Here is a 20,474-nt window from a genome sequence, read left to right on the forward strand (position 1 = left end):
AAAACCGTTTGCGCCCGCGCAGGCCACCACCGAAACTGGCTGATCGTGCCAGAGAAAGCCGAGCGCTCATCCAAGAACCTGCTCCGCCGCATGGCGATGGATCTCAGCCCGCTGCGCGACTCCCGCGACTTCCGGCTGCTGTTCGCCTCCGGAGTCGTCACGATGTTCGGCACCTTCCTCACCCTGGTCGCGGTGCCGCTGCAGATGAAGCAACTCACCGGCTCGGAGCTGGCGGTCGGCCTGGTCAGCGCGGCCGAGTTCGTGCCGATGGTGGTGTGCGGGCTCTGGGGCGGCGCGATCGCCGACGCACTCGACCGACGCAAGATCATCCTTTATACCGAGGCCGGGCTCTGCCTGACCGTCGCGGCCCTGATGGTCAACGCGCTGCTGCCCCAGCCGCAGGTCTGGGTGCTGTACGTGATCGGCGCACTCTCGGCGGCCCTGGGCAGCCTGCAGCGGCCCAGCCTGGAGGCGCTGATGCCGCGCGTGGTCCGGCACGACCAGCTGACCGCCGCCACCGCGCTGAACGCCTTCCGATGGAACCTGGGCGCCATCGTCGCCCCGGGCCTGAGCGGCCTCATCGCGGCCTGGTACGGGGTGGCCGCCGCCTACGGCGTCAACGTGGTGACGTTCCTGGTCTCGCTGGCGCTGCTCTGGCTGGTCAAGGCACCGCCGCAGCCCGAAGACGCCACCCCGGCCTCGCTCAGATCGCTGGTCGAGGGCGTCCGGTACGCGCTGGGCCGCCCCGACCTGATGGGCACCTACCTGGTCGACATCGCCGCCATGGTTTTCGCGTTCTCCACCGCGCTGTACCCGTTCCTCGCCGACGAGATGGGTTCCCCCGAGTCGCTGGGCCTGTTCTTCTCCGCCTCGGCCGTGGGCTCGTTGATCGCCTCGGTCACCTCGGGCTGGACCGGCCACGTCCACCGGCACGGCCTGGGCGTGATCATCGCGGCGGTCGTGTGGGGCGTGGCGGTGGCGCTCGCCGCCCTGATGCCCACCGTCTGGGGAGTCCTGGCCTTCCTCGCCGTCGCCGGGGCCGCCGACATGATCAGCGGTGTCTTCCGGGCGACCATCTGGAACCAGACCATCCCCGACGAGCTGCGGGGCCGCCTGGCCGGCATCGAGCTGCTCTCCTACACCAGCGGCCCGATGCTCGGCAACGCCAGGGCCGGCCTGATGGCCCACCTCGGCGGGACCCGCTTCTCCCTGGGCGCGGGCGGCGTGCTGTGCGCGGGCGCGGTGGTCGCGATGGCCGGGCTGCTGCCCACCTTCCGCCGCTACGACGCCCGGACCGACGAGCACGCGATCAGAGAGCGCGCCCGCCGCGAGGATCTCGCCGGGGCCTGACGCCGGCCCCGCCGGGGCCGGCCGTCACTGTCACTCGGCCTCGCGCCAGCCGTCGTAGTCCTCGGCCAGGGCGTCGAGACGGGCCACGGCCTCGGCGGGGAGCTCGTCATCGGGGTCGTCGACGACGACGAGCCACTGGGCGTCCTCGGCGTCGTCCTCGCCCGCGAGGGCCTCCCTGACCACGGACGGCTCGATGTCCGGAAACTCCTCGGCCACGGCCTCCGCGACCTCTTCGGCGTCGTCACGCCCACCGAACACCAGCAGGTGTCTCATTGCCTCTCCACAACGAAGTTCATGCTCGCTGGAGGGCCCCGGCGGCACCGCCGCCGGGGCCCTCTGCCGGATGGATCAGACGCCGCGGAGCTGGGCCCCGGTGCGCTCTCCCGCCAGGGCCACGGCCGCGTCGCGCGCCGCGGTGGTCTCCTCGACGGTGAGCGTGCGGTCGGGAGCCCGGAACCGCAGCGAGTACGCCAGCGACTTCTTGCCCTCGCCGACCTGGGCACCGGTGTAGACGTCGAACAGCCGGATCGACTCCAGCAGCTCGCCCGCGCCCTCGCGCAGCGCCGCCTCCACCGGGGCGACCGGGGTGGCCGCGTCGACGATCAGCGCCACGTCCTGGCTCGCGACGGGGTAGGCGGAGATCTCCGGCGTCTCCACCGGGCCGGCCAGCAGCGGCACCAGCCGGGTCAGCTCGAGCTCCATCGCGCAGGTGCGCGGCGGCAGGCCGTACGCCTCGACGACGCGCGGGTGCAGCTCTCCGGCGTGACCGACGAGGACGTCCCCGGCGTACAGCGCGGCGCACCGGCCCGGGTGCCAGGGCTCGTGGCGGTCGGCGCGGACCTCAAGGGCGACCCCGGCCTCGCGGGCCACGGTGCGGGCCGCCTCGACCGCGTCAGCCCAGTCGGCCCTGCGGCCCTTGCCCCACCAGCCGGAGGGCTGGAACTCCCCGGCCAGCACGACCCCGACCCGGAGCGGCTGGGCGGGCAGCGCGGACTCGATCGAGGCGAGCTCCTCCTCGTCGGGCCTGCGGTGCACGCCGAGCACCGGGGCGACCGCGGGGGCGTCCGATACGGGCCGGTAGACCAGGCCCGTCTCGAACAGCGCCACGTCGGCGAAGCCCCGGCCCACGTTACGGACCAGGGTCTTCAGCAGGCCGGGCAGCAGGGTGGTCCGCATCAGCGGCTCGTCCTCGCTGAGCGGGTTGGCCAGCCGTACGGCCAGGCGGCGCGGGTCGTCGGCGACCAGCTGCAGGTTGTCGAAGTCACGCTCGCCGACGAACGGGTAGGCGAGGACCTCCACGTAGCCCGCGGCAGCCAGGGCACGGCCGACCCGGCGGCGCAGGCGCTGGCTCTCGGTGAGGCCGGCGCCCGCCGGGGCGGCGGGCAGGATGGAGGGCAGGTTCTCGTAGCCCTCCAGCCGGATGACCTCCTCGGCGAGGTCGTTCGGGTCGGACAGGTCCGGCCGCCACGAGGGCACGGTGACCGTGAGCATGTCGTCGCCGGTGACGGCGAGCCTGGCGGCGATCTCCCCGGCCACGCCCTCGCCGGCCACGCCGGACTCGGGCGCGCCGCTCTCGACCGTGCAGCCGACCTCCTCCAGGCGGCGGACGACCGTGTCCCGGTCGTAGACCGTACCGGCGACCTTGCCGGGATAGCCGCTCGGGATGGCGATGCGGACCGGCTCGACCGCCACCTCGGCGTGCGTGACGCCCGGCTGGATCGTGCCGCCGCCCAGCTCGGCCAGGAGCCGGGCCGCGCGCCAGGACGCGTACAGCGGCAGCTCCCGGTCGACGCCCCGCTCGAAGCGCTTGGACGCCTCACTGACCAGGTTGTGCCGGCGCGACATGCGTGCGGTGCCGCTGGCCGAGAAGTGGGCGGCCTCGATCACGATGTCGGTCGAGTCGCCGGAGATCTCGGTGTGCAGGCCGCCCATCGTGCCGGCCATCGAGATCGCCCCCGACTCGTCGGCGATCACGATGTCCTCCGGGTGGAGCGCGCGCACCACGTGGTCGAGCGTCTCCAGCTTCTCGCCGGGCTCGGCCCTGCGCACGACGATCCCACCGGTCAGCCTGGTGGCGTCGAAGGCGTGCAGCGGCTGGCCGAGCTCCAGCATGACGTAGTTGGTGACGTCGACCGCCAGGGAGACCGGGCGCATACCGGAGCGCAGGAGCCGCACGCGCATCCACAGCGGGCTCTGCGCCGCCGGGTCGAAGCCGCGGATCTCGCGCAGCACGAAGCGGTCACACGCCGACGGGTCGGCGATCGAGGCCGGGTAGGACGGCGTGGACTCGGCGGGCGGCGAGACGTCGGCCGGGTCGACGAAGGCCGAGCCGAAGGCGATGGCGGCCTCGCGGGCCACACCCCGGATGGACAGCGCGTAGCCGATGTCCGGGGTGATCTCCAGCTCCAGCACGTCGTCGCGCAGGCCGAGCAGCTCCACCACGTCGGCGCCGATCGGGGTGCCCTCGGGCAACACGAGGATGCCGGGTGAGGAGTCGGCCACGCCGAGCTCGGCCTCCGAGCAGATCATGCCGTCGGACAGGCGGCCGTAGGTCTTGCGCGAGGCGATCTCGAAGCCGCCGGGCAGCACGGCGCCGGGCAGCGCGACCGGGACGCGGTCACCGACCTCGAAGTTGGTCGCGCCGCACACGATCTCACGGGGCGCGGCCTCTCCCACCTCGACCTGACAGTGCCGGATGGGCTTCTTGAAGCCCTGCAGTTCCTCGATGGCGAGCACCTCGCCCACGACCACGTTCTTGATGTCGTGGCCGTAGGAGGTGACGGATTCGAGCTTGAGCCCGGCGGCGGTGAGCTTGTCGGCGATCTCGTGCGGAGTGGCGGCGGGGAGATCGACGTACTCCCGCAGCCATGAAAGCGGGACCTTCATCAGACCTCCATTCCGAAGGGCAGGGTGAAGCGGACGTCACCCTCGACCATGTCACGCATGTCCTCGGCGTTGTGGCGGAACATCAGGGTGCGCTCGACGCCCATGCCGAAGGCGAACCCGCTGTAGCGGGAGGGGTCGACACCGCAGGCGACGAGCACCCGCGGGTTGACCATGCCGCAGCCGCCCCACTCGATCCAGCCCTCGGACTTGCAGGTGCGGCAGGGCGGGTTGCCCGGCACCGCGGAGGCGCCCCGGCAGACGAAACACCGCAGGTCCATCTCCGCGGAGGGCTCGGTGAACGGGAAGTAGTTGGGCCGGAACCTGGTGGTGATGCCCTCACCGAACATGACCTCGGCGAAGCGGTCGAGCGTGCCCTTCAGGTGGGCCATGGTCAGGCCCTCGTCGACCGCCAGCCCCTCGATCTGGTGGAAGACGGGGGTGTGCGTGGCGTCCAGCTCGTCGGTGCGGAACACCTTGCCCGGCGAGATCACGTAGACGGGGAGCTCCCTGCTGAGCAGCGCCCGGATCTGCACCGGGGAGGTCTGGGTGCGCAGCACCTTGCCCGAGTCGACGGACTCCACGAAGAACGTGTCGTGCTCGGAGCGGGCCGGGTGGTCGGGAGAGATGTTCAGCGCGTCGAAGTTGAACCACTCCCCCTCCAGCTCGGGCCCCTCGGCGACCTCGTAGCCCATCGCGACGAAGGCGTCGGCGATGCGCTCCTGGAGCGTGGTCAGCGGGTGCCTGGCCCCGCGGGGGGCACGGCCGGACGGCAGCGTGACGTCGACGGTCTCCTCGACGAGGACCCGCTCGTCGCGCTCGGCCTCCAGCTGCGCCTGGCGCTCGGCGAGGGCCTCGGCCACGGCCTTGCGGGCGCCGCCGATGCGCTTGCCCGCCTCGGCGCGGGCCGCCGGAGGCAGCGCGCCGATCTCGCGGTTGGCCAGGGCGATCGGTGATCGGTCACCGGCGTGCGCGAGGCGTACCTGCTTGAGTTCGTCGAGGTCCCGCGCCGCCTTGATGGCGTCGAGCGCGTCGGCCTGCATGCGCGCCACCTCGTCGGCGTGCAGCGGGGTCACCTCGACCGGGTCGTAGTTTGACAAGAGAGGGCTCCGAATCCAGGGCTTGGGCGGGCATGAGTCTAGTCGGGGAAGCCCACCGGCCTGGCATTCGCGCTAGGCGAAGTCAGGGGTGCCGGTGGGCACCATAAATCGGAACTCGGCCCCGCCTTCGGGCCCCCGCTGCACGGAGATGCTGCCGCCGTGGGCCTCGATCAGGCCCTTGACGATGAACAGGCCGAGCCCGGTGCCGCCGCGGCGGCGGGCGTTGCCCCGCCAGAACTGCCGGAAGACGCGCGTGACCAGCTCGGGCGGGATGCCCTCCCCCTGGTCGCGGACGGACACGGTCACTCCCAACTCGTTCGGCTCGACGACTATTGTCACCGTACCGCGCCCGTGACGCACCGCGTTTTCCATCAGGTTGGCCAGCACCTGATCTATTTTGTCCTGATCGAGCCAGGTCTCGGGCAGCTCACCACGCACCTCGAGCCGGAAGCGGTCCTCCGGCTCGCCCGCGGCGACCCGCCCCGCGATGATCTTGCGGATCCGGGCCGGGATGTCGACGACCTGACGGTGGATCTCCAGCCGCCCCGACTCGATGCGGGAGACGTCGAGCAACTCGGTGATCAGCCGGGTCACCCGGTCGGCGTCGGCGTTGACCGTTTCGAGCATGACGAGCTTCTGGTCGTCGGTGAAGCGGGTCCACTTGGCCAGCAGCGTGGCGGTGAACCCCTTGACGCTGGTCAGCGGGGAGCGCAGCTCGTGGGCGACGGTGGAGACCAGGTCGGCGCGGCTGCGCTCCAGGCGGGCGCGGGCGCCGGCGTCGCGCAGCGTGACGACCACCCGGACGACCCGGCCGCCCCGCTCGGGCTCGCGCACCAGACGGGCGGCCACGAGCATCTCCTGCCCGCCCGGGGTGCGCAGCGGCAGCTCCGGCTGACGGGAGCGGGTGGGCAGCCCGCCGTACGGGTCGAGCCACTTCCACCAGTCGCGCCCGTCGTGGTCGCGGAAGGAGAACACGTCGCGCACGTGCCTGCCGACGGCCCGCTCCCGGGGGATGCCGGTCAGGCGCGCGGCGGCCCGGTTGACGGTCAGCACGTGGCCGTCCCTGTCGGTCACCACGAGGCCGTCGGGAAGATCGTCGACGTCGATCACAGACGCGGGATCAGCGCTCCGCTCGCCGGTGTGTTCGCCGTGCACGACCCCGCCTCCTCGACGCTACAAGGCCGACAATAGCGGGTTTCCCGCGATGTACGGCAGCCTCGGAGCCGGGGGGCTCACCCAGCGCCGGAACCGATGCGCTGAGACCGGGCAGATGCATACAGACAGACCGCGGCCGCGGTCGCGAGGTTCAGGCTCTCGGCCCGTCCGTAGATCGGCACCCGGACGACCTCGTCGGCCAGCGCGAGGATCTCCTCGGGCAGCCCCCACGCCTCGTTGCCGAACACCCAGGCCGTCGGACCCGACAGGTCGACGTCGTCCAGGGTCTGCTTGCCCGCGCCGTCGGCGGCCAGCACCCGCAGGCCCGACGCCTTCAGCCGCTCCACGACCCGGGCCACCGGCACGCCCATGGAGACCGGGAGGTGGAACAGGCTGCCCGCGCTGGCCCGCACGCACTTGCCGTTGTAGGGGTCGACCGAGGCGTCGGTGAAGACCACCGAGTCGGCGCCCGCGGCGTCCGCCGTGCGCAGCACGGTGCCGGCGTTGCCGGGGTCGCGGACGTGGGCGAGCACGGCCACCAGCCGCGAGCCGGCGGTCACGGAGGTCTCCAGGGGCACGTGCACGAAGCGGCACACGGCCAGCAGACCCTGCGGGGTCACGGTCTGGGCCAGCTCCGCCATGACCTCGCCGCTGGCGCGGAACACGGGAACCCCGGCGGCGGTCGCGGCGGTGACGATGTCGGCGTGCCTCAGCTGGGCCTCCGCGGTGGCGAACAGCTCCACCACGACGCCGTCCAGCGCCAGCGCCTCGCGGACCGCCTGCGGCCCCTCGGCCAGGAAGGAGCGGTCGCGATCCCGGAACGCCCGCTTGGTCAGCCGCCTGGCCGCCTTGACCCGCGGTGACTTGATGTTGGTCAGCTCAGACCCGCCCATGCCCTGTCCCCCCAAGAAATGCGATGCGGCCCACAGCGTGATCGCTGCGGGCCGCACGGCTCGTCAGTGTCCGGCTCAGCCGGCGACCGGCGCGTTCACGTCGGCCGGAAGCGCCTTCTTGGCGGCCTCGACCAGCGTCGCGAACGTGGCGGCGTCGTTCACCGCGAGGTCGGCGAGGATCTTACGGTCGACCTCGATGGAGGCCAGCCGCAGGCCCTGGATGAGCCGGTTGTAGGTGATGCCGTTCTGGCGGGCGGCGGCGTTGATCCGCTGGATCCAGAGACGGCGGAAGGCGCCCTTGCGATCCTTGCGGTCGCGGTAGGCGTAGGTCATCGAGTGGAGCATCTGCTCCTTGGCCTTGCGGTACAGCCTGGAGCGCTGCCCCCGGTACCCCTTCGCCCGCTCGAGAACGACCTTGCGCTTCTTCTTGGCGTTGATCGCCCGCTTCACGCGTGCCATGTGTATCTATCTCCCCGGGGGCGGTTACTTGGCGAGCAGCTTCTTGATCTTCTTCGAGTCGGCGTCGGAGAGCACGACCTCGGGCTTGAGACGACGCGTCAACTTCGACGACTTCCACTCGTTGTAGTGCGCGCGGTTGGCGCGGCGGCGCACGAGCTTGCCGGACCCCGTGAGCCGGAACCGCTTCTTCGCACCGCTGTGCGTCTTCATCTTCGGCATCTCAGCCGTCTCTCCCTCGATCGTGCCGATGGCCCGGGCCGGTAACCCGAGTCAAGGGCATGCCTGACTGCGAGACCGGACCCGGTCTCGGCTTCATCTCGCGACTGCCTGAGTTCTCAGGCTATGCGAGTCACTCCTGCGGAGCGGACACCGCTCCGCCGACGGACGCCTCGTCCGCGGCGGACTCCTGGTCGCCCGAAGAGTTCTCGTCCTGCCGCGCCTTGGCCGCGGCCCTTTCGGCCTTGGCCTCGGCCTTCTTCTTGTGCGGGCCGATCACCATGATCATGTTTCGGCCGTCCTGCTTGGGCTGGGACTCGACGAAGCCGAGCTCCGTCACGTCCTCCGCCAGCCGCTGCAGGAGCCGGAATCCCAGCTCGGGCCGGGACTGCTCCCGCCCGCGGAACATGATCGTGACCTTGACCTTGTCGCCGGCCTTGAGGAACCGCACCACGTGACCCTTCTTGGTCTCGTAGTCATGCGGGTCGATCTTCGGCCGGAGCTTGATCTCCTTGATGATCGTGTACGCCTGGTTACGGCGCGCCTCGCGTGCCTTCATCGCGGACTCGTACTTGAACTTGCCGTAGTCCATGAGCTTGCACACCGGCGGGCGAGCCGTGGCCGCCACCTCGACCAGGTCGAGGTCGGCTTCCTGAGCCAGCTTCAGAGCATCGCCGATGGAGACGATGCCCACCTGTTCGCCGTTCGGGCCGACGAGGCGGACCTCGGGCACGCGAATACGGTCATTGATGCGGGGCTCGGCGCTGATGGGGCCTCCTAGGTTGCGATCCGCGGCCATCCCTTCGAACGGCCGCAACATGCTCGATCGTGCCGGGAGATCGCACAACGCGCGCCCTGCGTGGGCTCTTCAACGCGAAATGCCCCGCACGTCGCGCATGCGGGGCCACATGAACTCGAAGGCTTGACGCCGTAAGCTCTTGCCGGAGTTACCCGGTGTGATCCTGACCTGTCAGCCTTGCGGCCGACGAGGTGGGAGGACGACCTCCGCTTGCGCGTCCAGCAGGCATGCCGGACCGATCGAGTCGTTACATTACCACAACCACGCGCTCACGCAGAATCATCCCCCACGGAAAACCCGGTCCGCCGGGACGGCACGCCTGACGATCTCGGCCTTGCCCGCGGCGCGCATGGCCTCCACCGGCACCCCGGTGCGCCCGGTCATCATCTCGACCTGCCGCACGGCCTGGTGCAGGAGCATGGGGAACCCCCCGACGACGACGCCGCCCCGCTCGGCCACGGCCGCGGCCAGGCGGGTCGGCCAGGGGGCGTAGACCACGTCGAAGAGCGCGGGCACGCCCGCCAGCAGGCCGGCGAAGCCGTCGGCCGCGCCCGCGGGCAGGGTGGAGACGACCAGGTCGACCTCCAGCACGGTGTCGAGCTTGTCGAAGGTCTGCACCGCCAGGCCCATGTCCAGCCGCTCGGCCGCCTCCACGGTCTCCCCGGCCCTGGCCGGGTCACGCACCACCAGCGTCGCCTCGCCCAGCCCCAGCTCGCGCAGGGCCGCCAGCGCGGAGGAGGCCGTCGCGCCCCCGCCCAGGACGGTCGCCGCCCGGGGCGGTGCCACGCCCGCCTCGGCGAGCGCCCGGACGATGCCGTACACGTCGGTGTTCTCGCCGTGCCGGGCACCGCCCGAGAAGACCACGGTGTTGGCCCCGCCCACCTGAAGCGCCAGCTCCGAGACGGTGTCGAGCAGCGGCAGCACGGCGCGCTTGAGCGGCATGGTCAGTGAGAGCCCGGCCCATTCGCCGCCCAGCCGGTCGAGGAGGCCGGGCAGGGCGGCCTCGTCGCACTCGATCGCCTCGTAGCGCCAGTCGTGCAGGCCGAGGGCCTCGTAGGCGGCGCGGTGCAGGTACGGGGAGAGCGAGTGGACGATCGGCGACCCCAGAACCGCGGCCCTCACCCGCCGGCCGCCCGGTTCCGCTCGAACTCCGCCTTGAGCCGGAAGAACTCCGACTCCGACGCGGTGAACTTGGTGATGCCCCGCTTCGGGTCGGTGGTCACGAACCAGATCCAGTTGCCCTTGGTGGGGTTGAGCGCCGCCTGGATGGCGTGGTCGCCCGGGTTGGCGATCGGTCCCGGGGGCAGGCCCTCGAACCTGTAGGTGTTGTAGGGCGAGGTGCTCTCGAGGTCCTTGCTGGTCGCCGCGATGCCGTACTTGTTCAGCGCGTACATCACCGTGCTGTCCATCTGGAGCAGCCGCGGCGTGGCGCCGTCGAGCGCCGGCTTGCCGTCGAGCCGGTTGTAGATGACCCGGGCGACCTTGCCCATGTCGTCGACGGTGCCCGACTCGGCCTGGACGATGCTGGCGATCGTCATGATCTCGTGCGGGGTGCGCCCCAGCTGCTTGGCCCTGGCCTGCAAGTTGTCCTTGCCGGCGGTCTGCTTGAAGCGGTCGACCATCAGGGTCAGGATGTCGGTGGCCGTCATCTTGGGGGTGATGTCGTAGGTGGCCGGGAAGGCGTATCCCTCCAGCTTGCCCCCGGCGTAGGAGGGCAGTTCGAGGTCACGGGTCTTCTTCGCCGCCTGCTGGAACTCCCGCAGCGGTTTGCCGGTCGCCTCGGCGAGCCTCTTGAGGGTGTCGTTCAGGCGCAGCCCCTCTTTGAGGGTGACCCGCTCCAGCAGCCGCTTCTTCGGGTCGAGCAGCTTGACCGCCTCGGCGGCGGCCATCTGCTTGCGCATGGTGTACTCGCCCGGTTGCAGGGAGGAGCTCTTGCCCGCCTGGGCCACGGCGTCGGTGAAGGCCCTGGCGCTCTTCACCACGCCCTTCTCCTCCAGGGTCTGCGCGATCTCGGTGGCGCTCTGGCCGTCCTTGATCTCCACGACGACCTCGCCGGACCCCTGGCCCGTGTAGTCGTCGGGGGTCAGCGCGTCGCGGACCCAGTTGTAGCCGTAAAATCCCGCCGCTCCGATGCCGCCCAGCAGGACGATGATCGCGAGCATCGGGGCGAGGAACCCGCCCCGGTTGCGGCGGCGTTTCCGGCGGCGGCCGCGCCGCCCGGAGGATGCGCGGGATCTGCGGCCCGACTGATCGTCGTCGTCCGAGCCGACCAGGAAGTCCATGTCGAGATCGTTCATAGCTGCGCTGGCCAATCTCCCGGTTGGGACGGCCTGGCGTCAAGCGGGTGTGCCAAACCGAAGGAGAACACCCGGCCAGATGTCCCGCTTCCCCGGGGATCGTCGTCCGGCCCGTCGGTGCAGGTCGCCATATGCGACGGAACGGGGAGTGTTCCGCCGGGCATCAGCGCCTCCCGAGGTATCTGTTCAGCCGTTCCCGGTATCTCACAAACTCACTCTCTTTGTCAGTGAATTTCGTGATTCTATGCTCCGGACTGGTAGTGACAAACCAGAACCAATCACCTTGGTCTGGCCCAAGTGTCGCGGTCAACGCCTTCTCCCCCACGTGGCAATGAGCTCCGGGGGCAGGCCGAGCCCGAGACAGGCGTTGTACGGAGTTTTCCCCGCGATGCCCCTCTCGGACACCTCCGGGGTCCCGCGCTCCCGCGCATGCGGCACCGCCGTGCCCGGCTGGAGCGGCGTCCGGGCCTTGATCCGGTCGTGGATCACTCTAGCGATCTTCGGATGGTCCGCGTCACGCCCGCCCTCCACCCGGAAGCCGCCGGGCGCCGTGACCGCCCGGCGGGGCCGGAACCCGCGACGGGCCGCCCATCTCTCCAGGTCGGGCTCCGCGGCGGGCCGCCTGTACCGTTCCGCCGTCGCGGCGGGCGCGTCGGCCGGGCCGGTGCCCGGCTCCGCCCCGTGCGTGCCCGGGAACTCGTCTGCGACCGGGAACTCGTGCACGGCCGGGAACGGGAACCCCCCGGTACTCCCGGCGTGGGGAGTGGGGCCGAGGGCGGGCGTGGTGGTCCCGGCCACCTGCGGCCACGTGGGCCGCGGGCGGTTCACCGGGCGGCCCCGCCGCCCGGCCCTCCACCGGAGCCGCCGGACGGCTCCGCGGCGTCGCGCCCCGGGGGCACGGCGGGCCCGGCCGGGGCCGGGAGCTCGACGGGTCTGCCCGGGGGACGGCCGGTGGCCCGCTCGGCGTCCAGCGCCGCCTGGAGCAGTACGGTCGCCGCCGCCTGATCCACCACTCCGCGCTGGTTCTTCGCCTTCACTCCGCTGGCCCGCAGGCCCTGCTGGGCGGTGACCGTGGTCAGCCGCTCGTCGAACAGCCGTACCGGGACGGGCGCGAGCCGCCGCGCGATGCGGGCGGCGAAGTCGCGGGCGGCCTCGGCCGCCGCTCCCTCGCGCCCGGAGAGCGAGGTGGGCAGGCCGACCACGACCTCCACCACCTCGTACTCCGCCGCGATCTCCGCGAGCCGGTCGAGGTCGCCCCTGCCGCGCCGGACGGTCTCCACCGGCGTGGCCAGCAACCCCGACGGGTCGCTGCGGGCCACGCCGATGCGGACCGAGCCGACGTCGACGCCCAGCCGAACGCCGTCTCTCATCATCCTTGCCTCACCCTCCCGCCGAACGAGGTGGAGGTGTCGTCGGCCGTCAGGTGAGCGTCTCGGTGATCGCCTGCTCGACGGCGCCGAGCGCGTCGCCGATCGCCTCGGGGCGCACACCGCCCCCCTGCGCCACATCGTCCTTGCCGCCACCGCCACCGCCGAGCGTCTTGGCCGCGACGCCGACCAGACGGCCCGCCTTCAGGCCCCGGGTGCGTCCCGCCTCGTTGACCGCGGCGACGACGACCGGCCGGTCGGCGGGGACACCGGCGACCACGACCACCGCGGCGCGGTCGCCCGGGAAACGGCCGCGCACGTCCAGCGCGAGCTTACGCAGGTCGTCCGGGGAGGTGCCATCAGGCGCGCGGTGGGTGACCACGGAGACACCCTGCAGGTCGCGGGCGTTCGCGGCCATCTCCCCCGCCGCGGCCAGCACCTGGGCGGAGCGCAGCGTGGCCAGCTCCTTCTCCGCGGCGCGCAACCGTGTGACGATGCCCTCGATCCGCTCGGGCAGCTCCTCCCTGCGGGCCTTGAGCTGCTCCGACAGCTGGGCGACGAGCACGCTCTCCTTGGCCAGGAAGCGGAAGGCGTCGAGGCCGACCAGGGCCTCCACGCGGCGCACGCCCGCGCCGATCGAGGCCTCGCCCAGCACCTTGACCAGCCCCAGCTGCCCGGAGCTGGCGACGTGGGTGCCGCCGCAGAGCTCGCGGGAGTAGTCGCCGACCTCGACGATGCGGACGGTGTCACCGTACTTCTCGCCGAACAGGGCCAGCGCGCCCATCGCCCGGGCCTCGGCCTGGGAGGTGTGGAAGGCGTTGACCTTCAGGTCGTTGATCAGGACCGCGTTGACCTCGTCCTCGACGTCGCGCAGCACGCTGGCCGGTACGGCGCCCGCGGCGGTGAAGTCGAAGCGGAAACGGCCGGGCGAGTTCTCCGAACCGGCCTGCGCCGCGGTCTCGCCCAGCGCGTTGCGGAAGCCGCGGTGCACCAGGTGAGTGGCGGTGTGGCTGCGGGAGATGGCCCGGCGCCGCTCGACGTCGATCTCGGCCTGGGCCTGGTCGCCCACCCGGATCTCGCCGGCGCGGACCTTGCCCCGGTGCACGATGACGCCGGCGACCGGCGACTGCACGTCCGTGACGTCCATCTCGGCCCCGTCGGTGCGGATGACGCCCTGGTCGGAGAGCTGGCCGCCGCCCTCGGCGTAGAACGGCGTGCGGCCCAGCACGATCTCGACGGAGGTGCCGGCGCCCGCGGCGGGGACCGGGAGCCCGTCGGCGAGGATGCCGATGACCTCCGACTCGGCGGTCACCTGGTCGTAGCCGAGGAACTCGACCTTGCCGGTCTTCTCCAGGATCTGGCCGAACACCGAGATGTCGGCGTTGCCGGTCTTCTTCGCGGCGGCGTCGGCCTTGGCCCGGTCGCGCTGCTCCTTCATCAACCGGCGGAAGCCCTCCTCGTCGACCTTGAGGCCCTGCTCGGCGGCCATCTCCAGGGTCAGGTCGATCGGGAAGCCGTAGGTGTCGTGGAGCTGGAAGGCCTGCTCGCCGGCGAGCGTGCCCTGCCCCTTGCGCTTGGTCTCCTCCACGGCCACGTCGAAGATGGCGGTGCCGGTGCGGAGGGTGCCCAGGAAGGACGCCTCCTCGGCGTTGATCACGCCGTGGATCTGCGGGGCGTCGGCCTTGAGCTCGGGGTACTGCTCGCCCATCACGTCGATGGTCACCCCGGTGAGCTCGCGCATGTAACGCTCCTCGCCCGCGCCGAGCAGGCGCAGGTTGCGGATGGCGCGGCGCAGGATGCGCCGGAGCACGTAGCCCCGGCCCTCGTTCGAGGGCAGCACGCCGTCGGCGACGAGCATCACGCCGGTCCGGACGTGGTCGGCGACGACCCGCAGCGAGACGTCGGCCCGCGGGTCGCGGCCGTAGCGCGACTTGGTGAGCTCGGCGGCCCGGTCGAGGATCTTGTAGGTGGTGTCGATCTCGTAGATGTTGTCAACACCCTGCAGGATCGCCGCCATGCGCTCCAGGCCCATGCCCGTGTCGACGCTCTTGGCGGGCAGCTCGCCGGCGATGTCGAAGTCGGTCTTGCTGCGGACCGCGCCGAGCTGGAACTGCATGAAGACGTTGTTCCAGACTTCGAGGTAGCGGTTCTCGTCGGCGACCGGGCCGCCCTCGCGCCCGTACTCGGGACCGCGGTCGTAGTAGATCTCGCTGCACGGCCCACCCGGGCCGGGCACGCCCATGTGCCAGTAGTTGTCGGCGAGGCCACGGCGCTGGATGCGCTCCACCGGCACTCCGGCCTTCTTGTGCCAGATGTCGGCGGCCTCGTCGTCGTCGAGGTAGACCGTCACCCAGAGCCGCTCCTCGGGGAAGCCGAAGCCGCCCTCGGACTCGGAGCGGGTGAGCAGCTCCCAGGCGAACGGGATCGCCTGCTCCTTGAAGTAGTCGCCGAAGGAGAAGTTGCCGAGCATCTGGAAGAACGTGGCGTGCCTGGTCGTCTTGCCGACCTCGTCGATGTCGGGGGTGCGCACGCACTTCTGGACGCTGGCCGCCCGCTTGTAGGGCGGCTTCTGCTGGCCCAGGAAGTAGGGCTTGAACGGCACCATGCCCGCGGGCACCAGGAGCAGCGTCGGGTCCTCGGCGATGAGGCTGGCCGAGGGCACGACGGTGTGCCCACGCTCCTCGAAGAAGCGCAGGAAGCGGCGGGCGATCTCTGCCGACTCCATGTCAGCGGCCATCCTTTACGTCGTAGTGATAGGGATTTTCCACAGTGTCGAGCCCGAACCTGGACCGCAACTCGGTTTCCCGCTCGGCCGCGCCGTCCAGGGCGTCACCGGCGAACTCCCGCGCCTGCTCCAGGATCCCGGCGGCGTTGCTCACGGCGCGGCGCGCCAGGTGGTTCGGATGCAGTGTCTGAAGCTTACGCATGACCCACACCGCGCCGAACGCGCCCAGGGCCATGTAGAAAAGTCTGCGGATCATCGACGCCGCCTCTCCAGCGCCCGGGGGACGGACCTGCCGCTCCTGCGGGCGCCCAGGGCGCGGCGGACGCCGTGGGTGAGTGCCGCGAGCTTGATCAGGGGGCCGGTGACCAGGTTCTGCGTCACGTCGCTGACCTTGGCCACGTGCCCGCTGACCTGCTTGACGTCGCGGGTGATCGCCTCGACCGCGACCAGCTGGCGGTTGGTCTCCCCGACGGCCGTCGTGACGTCCTCCAGCAGCGGCACGACGCGCTCGCTCAGCTCGGAGACCATCTTGGTGGTCTCGGTGAGCAGCCGGGCCAGCCGGACGAGGACGACGATCAGAAAGCAGACGAGGATCGCCCAGGCCATCGCGACGATCAGTCCTGCGACCTCTCCTGCGGTAAGCATGCGCCGATCTCCTTAGTTCACCCGGCCGGAATGGGCAAGACCCTATCGCGTCTCGCCCCGCTCACCGGGCCCGCCGCGTGACGGGGGCGTTCCCCGTGCCGCGGGGGCGGCCCGGGAAACCTCGTGGCCCACGACTGTCACCGAGCCGTCACCGGGCCGTTCCCTGGCCGTCACCGGGCTGCCGCCGGACCGTCGCCGGATCTCGCGGACCGGGTCGCCGCCGCGGCGACCGGCGGTCCGGCCGGGCCGGGCAGGGTGTGCGGGCCGTACCCGAGGGCGTCGGTGCAGAGCTGGGCGAACCAGGTGATCCCCGGGAGCATGAGGGCCCAGCCCGCCAGCGCCCAGCCGAGGTGGACGTGGGTCAGGGCCCGGGCGAGGGCGGCGACTCCCCGGTACGACCGCCCGTCCGCGCCCTCGTAGGCGATCCGGCGCAGCCCCTCCGGGTGGCTCTCCGCGGCCAGGACCCGCAGCCCCACGGGGTCGCGGCGCGCGATCCACTCTCCCACCGACGAGCAGGTGGCGCAGCCGCGCGCCACGTAGAGGGAGGCCGGGGGCAGGACGGGCCCGGGCCGCAGGCGCGGTATCCACGGCCGCACCGCCCTCCGGTAGGCGGCCCACTCCGCGCCGAAGCGCCCGGCGAGCCGTTCCCCCTCGTGCCAGGCGGCCAGCCCCGCGCCGTAGGCGAAGGCGACCGGCGCGGCGGCGAAGAACCGCGCGTCGAGCGGGCCGAGGACGAGATAGCCCGCCACCATCGACACCTGCATGGGATTGCGCACGTACGCGTAGGGACCGGTGGTCACCAGCGTCCTCGGCGGGTCGTACGGCAGGGGCGTGCCGCGCCCGGCGGCGACGAACTCCCGCACCGCGGCCAGGCCGAGCAGCAGCGGCACGGCGAGCGCCTGCGCGGCCAGGCCGAGCGCCCACGCCGGCTGCCGCCACACCCCGGTCAGCGCGACGGGCAGGGCCAGCCAGAGCGCGCCGGAGAGGATCACCTGCAGCAGCGCCCTGGCGACCAGCCTGCGGTCCCGCACCGTCCAGGCGGCCAGCAGCAGCCCGGGGACCAGGCCGGCGGCGACCGCGGCCGCCTCGCCCGTGAGCCAGTCCGCGCCGAGGACCACGACGGGCTCCCCCAGCGGCATCACCGCCAGGTCGAGCCAGACCAGGGCCGCCGCGGTCAGCGGGAGCGGCGCCGCCGGCGCGGCCAGGGCGGGCAGCGCCCCCCACAGCAGCGCCCAGCCCAGCAGCAGGTCCAGCGGGACGCCGCGGTGGACCGCTCCCACGGCGTGGAACTCCCACCAGCCCAGGTGCGGGGCGAGGGCGTTCACGGCGGCGAGCGCCGACAGATTCCACACCGTGGCGAGGATCGCCGCGGCGATCTCCCGCTCCCCCGGTCTCCGCCACGCCGCCGCGACCGCCACGCCGGCGACGGGGACCATGAGCGCCAGACCACGCACCAGCGCGGGATCACCCATCACGCCGGTCACCGGGCGAAGGTCCCGGCCAGGTATCCGGCCGCCTCGCCGACCGCGTACCGCTGCAGGGGACCGAAGTACCAGCCGGGGTCGAAGGTGCGGCGGTAGCGCATGGTCAGGGCGAGCCGGCCGTCGCCCCAGGCGAACTCCGCCTCCTTCAACTCCAGCCAGCGGGCCACGGTGGTGTCACGAACGACCGAGAAGGTGACCCGGCCCGGGGAACGCTCCGTCACCCGGAGGGTCATCGAGCGGGGCTCGGGGACGGCGCCGATGCCCAGGGAGCGGCGCGGGGTGAAGGTGATCTCCCGCAGGGCGCCGACCTCCAGGCCCGTCCCCTCGCCCAGGACCGGCGCCGGGAAGCCCAGCCTCAGGAACGGCGACTCGACCGGGCCGAACCGGGGAGCGGCGGCCAGTGCCCGTTCCACCTGCGCGCCGGACGCGGCGCGGACCACGGTCACCGCGCCGTCACGCGGCGGCGCGGCCATCTCCCCGCCGCCGATCGCGGTCAGCAGCACCAGGGGGGCGAGCAGGGCGCCGGTGCCGCGCCTGCGGGCGAAGTCCGCGGCGACCCCGATGAGCAGGCCGACGAGGTAGAAGAGCGGGGCCGCGAAGACGAGGCAGACGATCCCCTCGCCGAGCAGCGGCCCGGCGAGGGCGAGGCCGATGGTGACGGCCGCCATGACGAGCCCGGTGACGGTTCTCGGCCGGGCCGTGAGCACCACCGTGATGGCGATCACGGCGGGGATGCCGACGTAGAACAGGGCCGTCTGCTCCAGGTGGCCGGCGTGCAGCACCCGGTACGCGAGCAGGGCCGCGAACAGGGCGAGCAGCACGGCGGCCAGGGATCGCCGTGCCCTGCGCCGGTCACGCGCGTCCGGCCCGGGTCCGGGCTCCGGTCCCGTCTCGGGCTCCGGCTCGGGGGGGTCGCTCGGGGAGTCGTTCACGGAGGCCTCTTCATCGATCGGTTTAATCACTTGATTAAACCGTATGCTTAGGAAGGAGTCCGGGGCAAGGAGCGGAGCGAGGGGAGCTCGGGTGAGCAAGCAGGCGGGTGCCGAGACACGCGAGCGGTTGATCGAGGCCGCGTCGCTGGTCCTGCGGACCGAGGGCTACGCCGGGACCAGCGCCCGCAGCATCGCCAAGGCGGCGGAGGTCAACTCGGCGCTGGTCTTCTACCACTTCGGGGGCGTCGACCCACTGCTGCTGGCCGCGCTCGACCACTCGTCGGAGCGGCGGATGGCCGCCTACCGGGAGGCCGTGGCGGACGCCCGGACCCTGGAGGAACTGGTCGAGGCCGCCAACAGGATCTACCGGGCCGACCTGGAGGGCGGGCACATCACGTTCTTCTCGGAGCTCGTCGGCGCGAGCATCGCCAGGCCCGAGCTCAAGCGGGAGATCGTCGAACGGTCCGAGCCGTGGATCGACTTCGTCGAGGAGACGCTCGAACGGGTCATCGGCGGCTCACCGCTGGCCCGGCTGCTGCCGCCCCGCGACCTGGCGTACGCGACGATCACCTTCTACCTGGGCGTGAACCTGTTCACCCATCTCGACGCCGACCGCTCCCGGACCGAAGCCCTGTTCGACCTGGCCGGGCGGCTCGCCCCGCGCGCCAAGCTGCTGACCATGCGCTTCCCGCGCCGGCGCACTCCGCCCGCCGGGGGGCGGCGCCCCGCGGACTGACACCTCGCAGGACGGCGGCCCGGGCGACCGTCCGGTACGCCGGGGCGACCGGCCGGGAGCCGGAAAGCCGTCCTCCCCGGCGCTCCCGGGCTACTCGCCCCGCTCGCCGCGGAGGAAGGAGCGGATCCTGGACCAGCGTTCGGCGAAGCCCGCCTCGGCCCCGTGCCGGGTCGGCTGGTAGTAGCGCCGGTCCCGCAGTTCCCTGGGGGCGTACTCCTGGCGGACCAGGCCGTGCTCGAAGTCGTGGGGATACTTGTAGCCCTTGCCGTGGCCGAGTTTCCTGGCTCCCGCGTAGTGGGCGTCGCGCAGGTGTTCGGGGACATGGCCGATGTTGCCGCGCCGCACGTCCTCGGCGGCGGCGCCGATGGCCTTGATCACCGCGTTGGACTTGGGGGCCAGGGCGCAGTGGATGACGGCCTGGGCCAGGTTGAGCCGCCCCTCGGGCAGGCCGATGAACTCCACCGCCTGGGCGGCGGCCACCGCGACCTGCAGGCAGGTGGGGTCGGCCATGCCGACGTCCTCGGAGGCGAAGATCACGATCCGCCGGGCGATGAACCGGGGGTCCTCTCCCGCCTCGATCATCCGGGCCAGGTAGTGCAGGGCGGCGTCGGCGTCGGAGCCGCGCATGCTCTTGATGAAACCGCTGACCACGTCGTAGTGCTGGTCGCCCTGGCGGTCGTAGCGGACAGCTGCCTTGTCCACGGCGCGTTCCACGACCTCCACGGTGATCTCACCGTCGGCGATCAGCGCGGCGGCCTCCAGGTAGGTGAGCGATCTGCGGGCGTCTCCCCCGGCCAGCCGGACCAGGTGCCCGGCGGCCTCGGGCGCCAGCCGGACCTTCCCGCCCAGTCCGCGCGGGTCGGCGACGGCGCGTTCGATGACGGCCCGGACGTCGTCCTCGGACAGCGACTCCAGGGTCAGCAGGAGCGAGCGCGAGAGCAACGGCGAGATGACGGAGAAGAAGGGGTTCTCGGTGGTGGCGCCGATGAAGGTGACCCAGCGGTTCTCCACCGCGGGGAGCAGGGCGTCCTGCTGGGCCTTGTTGAAACGGTGCACCTCGTCGACGAACAGGACGGTCTGGCGGCCGGACATGCCGAGCTCGCGCCGGGCCTGGTCGATGGCCGCGCGGACCTCCTTGACGCCCGCCGACACCGCGGAGACCTCCACGAAGCGGCGCTCGGTGACGCCCGCCACGACGTAGGCGAGGGTGGTCTTGCCGGTGCCGGGCGGGCCCCACAGGAACAGCGACATGGGCGCCTCCGCCTCGACGAGGCGGCGCAGCGGCGTGCCGGGGCCCAGCAGGTGCCGCTGGCCGATCACCTCGTCCAGGGTCCGGGGGCGCATCCGCACCGCCAGAGGCTCCTGGCCCCGATGGGCCTCCTCCGCCACCGCGTCGAACAGGCTGTCCACGCCTGAGACAGTACCGCCAGGAC

General features: G+C 72.1%; 20 protein-coding genes. 2 read left to right on the forward strand and 18 right to left on the reverse strand.

Annotated features, from left to right (window positions below):
* Positions 1–45: 45 nt before the first annotated feature.
* Positions 46–1,350 carry an MFS transporter gene (locus ABD841_RS04805; protein WP_344968254.1) on the forward strand — a complete coding sequence of 435 codons (1,305 nt, stop codon included), beginning with the start codon at positions 46–48 and terminating at the stop codon, positions 1,348–1,350.
* 30 nt (positions 1,351–1,380) lie between these two features.
* Here ABD841_RS04805 and ABD841_RS04810 read toward each other — a convergent pair whose 3' ends face one another.
* From ABD841_RS04810 to ABD841_RS04885, 17 genes are all read right to left on the reverse strand, one after another.
* Positions 1,381–1,623, reverse strand: a complete 243-nt coding sequence (locus ABD841_RS04810) for a hypothetical protein (protein WP_344968256.1) — start codon at positions 1,621–1,623, stop codon at positions 1,381–1,383.
* A 75-nt stretch (positions 1,624–1,698) separates the two neighbouring features.
* Positions 1,699–4,236, reverse strand: a complete 2,538-nt coding sequence (locus tag ABD841_RS04815) for a phenylalanine--tRNA ligase subunit beta (RefSeq protein WP_344968258.1) — start codon at positions 4,234–4,236, stop codon at positions 1,699–1,701.
* Complete coding sequence (gene pheS, locus ABD841_RS04820; RefSeq protein ID WP_344968531.1) at positions 4,236–5,276, reverse strand: phenylalanine--tRNA ligase subunit alpha; 1,041 nt, start codon at positions 5,274–5,276, stop codon at positions 4,236–4,238. Before pheS ends, ABD841_RS04815 begins: the two co-directional genes overlap by 1 nt.
* A 129-nt stretch (positions 5,277–5,405) precedes the next feature.
* On the reverse strand, positions 5,406–6,488 hold the full coding sequence (locus tag ABD841_RS04825) for a sensor histidine kinase (protein WP_344968260.1): 1,083 nt from the start codon (positions 6,486–6,488) through the stop codon (positions 5,406–5,408).
* Between the two features lie 77 nt (positions 6,489–6,565).
* Positions 6,566–7,381 (reverse strand): TrmH family RNA methyltransferase, encoded by an 816-nt coding sequence (locus ABD841_RS04830; protein WP_344968261.1) that lies wholly within the window; start codon positions 7,379–7,381, stop codon positions 6,566–6,568.
* A gap of 75 nt (positions 7,382–7,456) precedes the next feature.
* The gene (rplT, locus tag ABD841_RS04835) at positions 7,457–7,840 is read right to left on the reverse strand and encodes a 50S ribosomal protein L20 (RefSeq protein ID WP_344968263.1); all 384 of its coding nucleotides are present in this window, start codon (positions 7,838–7,840) and stop codon (positions 7,457–7,459) included.
* 24 nt (positions 7,841–7,864) lie between these two features.
* On the reverse strand, positions 7,865–8,059 hold the full coding sequence (rpmI, locus tag ABD841_RS04840) for a 50S ribosomal protein L35 (RefSeq protein ID WP_184547746.1): 195 nt from the start codon (positions 8,057–8,059) through the stop codon (positions 7,865–7,867).
* A 130-nt stretch (positions 8,060–8,189) separates the two neighbouring features.
* Positions 8,190–8,876 (reverse strand): translation initiation factor IF-3, encoded by a 687-nt coding sequence (gene infC, locus ABD841_RS04845; protein WP_425581946.1) that lies wholly within the window; start codon positions 8,874–8,876, stop codon positions 8,190–8,192.
* A gap of 258 nt (positions 8,877–9,134) precedes the next feature.
* Positions 9,135–9,977: a shikimate dehydrogenase gene (locus ABD841_RS04850; protein WP_344968267.1), complete on the reverse strand. Its 843-nt coding sequence runs from the start codon at positions 9,975–9,977 to the stop codon at positions 9,135–9,137.
* On the reverse strand, positions 9,974–11,152 hold the full coding sequence (gene mltG, locus ABD841_RS04855; RefSeq protein WP_344968269.1) for an endolytic transglycosylase MltG: 1,179 nt from the start codon (positions 11,150–11,152) through the stop codon (positions 9,974–9,976). Before mltG ends, ABD841_RS04850 begins: the two co-directional genes overlap by 4 nt.
* Positions 11,153–11,458: 306 nt before the next feature.
* Positions 11,459–11,980, reverse strand: coding sequence for an endolytic transglycosylase MltG (locus tag ABD841_RS40750; protein ID WP_425581947.1), 522 nt, complete (start codon positions 11,978–11,980; stop codon positions 11,459–11,461).
* On the reverse strand, positions 11,977–12,522 hold the full coding sequence (gene ruvX, locus ABD841_RS04860; protein ID WP_344968271.1) for a Holliday junction resolvase RuvX: 546 nt from the start codon (positions 12,520–12,522) through the stop codon (positions 11,977–11,979). The genes ABD841_RS40750 and ruvX overlap by 4 nt, the downstream gene beginning before the upstream one ends.
* Positions 12,523–12,571: 49 nt before the next feature.
* Positions 12,572–15,244, reverse strand: coding sequence for an alanine--tRNA ligase (gene alaS, locus ABD841_RS04865; protein WP_344968273.1), 2,673 nt, complete (start codon positions 15,242–15,244; stop codon positions 12,572–12,574).
* A gap of 1 nt (position 15,245) precedes the next feature.
* On the reverse strand, positions 15,246–15,500 hold the full coding sequence (locus ABD841_RS04870) for a hypothetical protein (protein ID WP_344968274.1): 255 nt from the start codon (positions 15,498–15,500) through the stop codon (positions 15,246–15,248).
* Complete coding sequence (locus ABD841_RS04875) at positions 15,497–15,889, reverse strand: DUF948 domain-containing protein (protein WP_344968276.1); 393 nt, start codon at positions 15,887–15,889, stop codon at positions 15,497–15,499. The genes ABD841_RS04870 and ABD841_RS04875 overlap by 4 nt, the downstream gene beginning before the upstream one ends.
* Positions 15,890–16,059: 170 nt before the next feature.
* Complete coding sequence (locus ABD841_RS04880) at positions 16,060–17,373, reverse strand: isoprenylcysteine carboxylmethyltransferase family protein (protein ID WP_344968278.1); 1,314 nt, start codon at positions 17,371–17,373, stop codon at positions 16,060–16,062.
* Positions 17,370–18,305: a hypothetical protein gene (locus ABD841_RS04885; RefSeq protein ID WP_344968280.1), complete on the reverse strand. Its 936-nt coding sequence runs from the start codon at positions 18,303–18,305 to the stop codon at positions 17,370–17,372. Before ABD841_RS04885 ends, ABD841_RS04880 begins: the two co-directional genes overlap by 4 nt.
* A 43-nt stretch (positions 18,306–18,348) precedes the next feature.
* Between ABD841_RS04885 and ABD841_RS04890 the strand changes: the two genes are divergently transcribed.
* A complete protein-coding gene (locus ABD841_RS04890) occupies positions 18,349–19,041 on the forward strand; it encodes a TetR/AcrR family transcriptional regulator (protein WP_425581948.1) in 693 nt (230 codons plus the stop codon).
* Between the two features lie 90 nt (positions 19,042–19,131).
* Here ABD841_RS04890 and ABD841_RS04895 read toward each other — a convergent pair whose 3' ends face one another.
* Complete coding sequence (locus ABD841_RS04895) at positions 19,132–20,451, reverse strand: replication-associated recombination protein A (protein ID WP_344968284.1); 1,320 nt, start codon at positions 20,449–20,451, stop codon at positions 19,132–19,134.
* Positions 20,452–20,474: the final 23 nt, after the last annotated feature.

The sequence above is a fragment of the Streptosporangium fragile genome (genome assembly GCF_039534445.1).
GTDB lineage: Bacteria > Actinomycetota > Actinomycetes > Streptosporangiales > Streptosporangiaceae > Streptosporangium > Streptosporangium fragile.

Excerpts from the sequence above, each read along its gene's own strand:
- ABD841_RS04870 (WP_344968274.1), bottom strand. The coding sequence starts at position 15,500 with ATGATCCGCAGACTTTTCTACATGGCCCTGGGCGCGTTCGGCGCGGTG.
- ABD841_RS04810 (WP_344968256.1), bottom strand. The coding sequence starts at position 1,623 with ATGAGACACCTGCTGGTGTTCGGTGGGCGTGACGACGCCGAAGAGGTC.
- rplT (WP_344968263.1), bottom strand. The coding sequence starts at position 7,840 with ATGGCACGCGTGAAGCGGGCGATCAACGCCAAGAAGAAGCGCAAGGTC.
- pheS (WP_344968531.1), bottom strand. The coding sequence starts at position 5,276 with ATGCAGGCCGACGCGCTCGACGCCATCAAGGCGGCGCGGGACCTCGAC.
- mltG (WP_344968269.1), bottom strand. The coding sequence starts at position 11,152 with ATGAACGATCTCGACATGGACTTCCTGGTCGGCTCGGACGACGACGAT.
- ABD841_RS04890 (WP_425581948.1), top strand. The coding sequence starts at position 18,349 with ATGCTTAGGAAGGAGTCCGGGGCAAGGAGCGGAGCGAGGGGAGCTCGG.
- rpmI (WP_184547746.1), bottom strand. The coding sequence starts at position 8,059 with ATGCCGAAGATGAAGACGCACAGCGGTGCGAAGAAGCGGTTCCGGCTC.
- ABD841_RS04815 (WP_344968258.1), bottom strand. The coding sequence starts at position 4,236 with ATGAAGGTCCCGCTTTCATGGCTGCGGGAGTACGTCGATCTCCCCGCC.
- infC (WP_425581946.1), bottom strand. The coding sequence starts at position 8,876 with ATGTTGCGGCCGTTCGAAGGGATGGCCGCGGATCGCAACCTAGGAGGC.
- ruvX (WP_344968271.1), bottom strand. The coding sequence starts at position 12,522 with ATGAGAGACGGCGTTCGGCTGGGCGTCGACGTCGGCTCGGTCCGCATC.
- ABD841_RS04875 (WP_344968276.1), bottom strand. The coding sequence starts at position 15,889 with ATGCTTACCGCAGGAGAGGTCGCAGGACTGATCGTCGCGATGGCCTGG.
- alaS (WP_344968273.1), bottom strand. The coding sequence starts at position 15,244 with ATGGAGTCGGCAGAGATCGCCCGCCGCTTCCTGCGCTTCTTCGAGGAG.
- ABD841_RS04830 (WP_344968261.1), bottom strand. The coding sequence starts at position 7,381 with ATGGGCGGGTCTGAGCTGACCAACATCAAGTCACCGCGGGTCAAGGCG.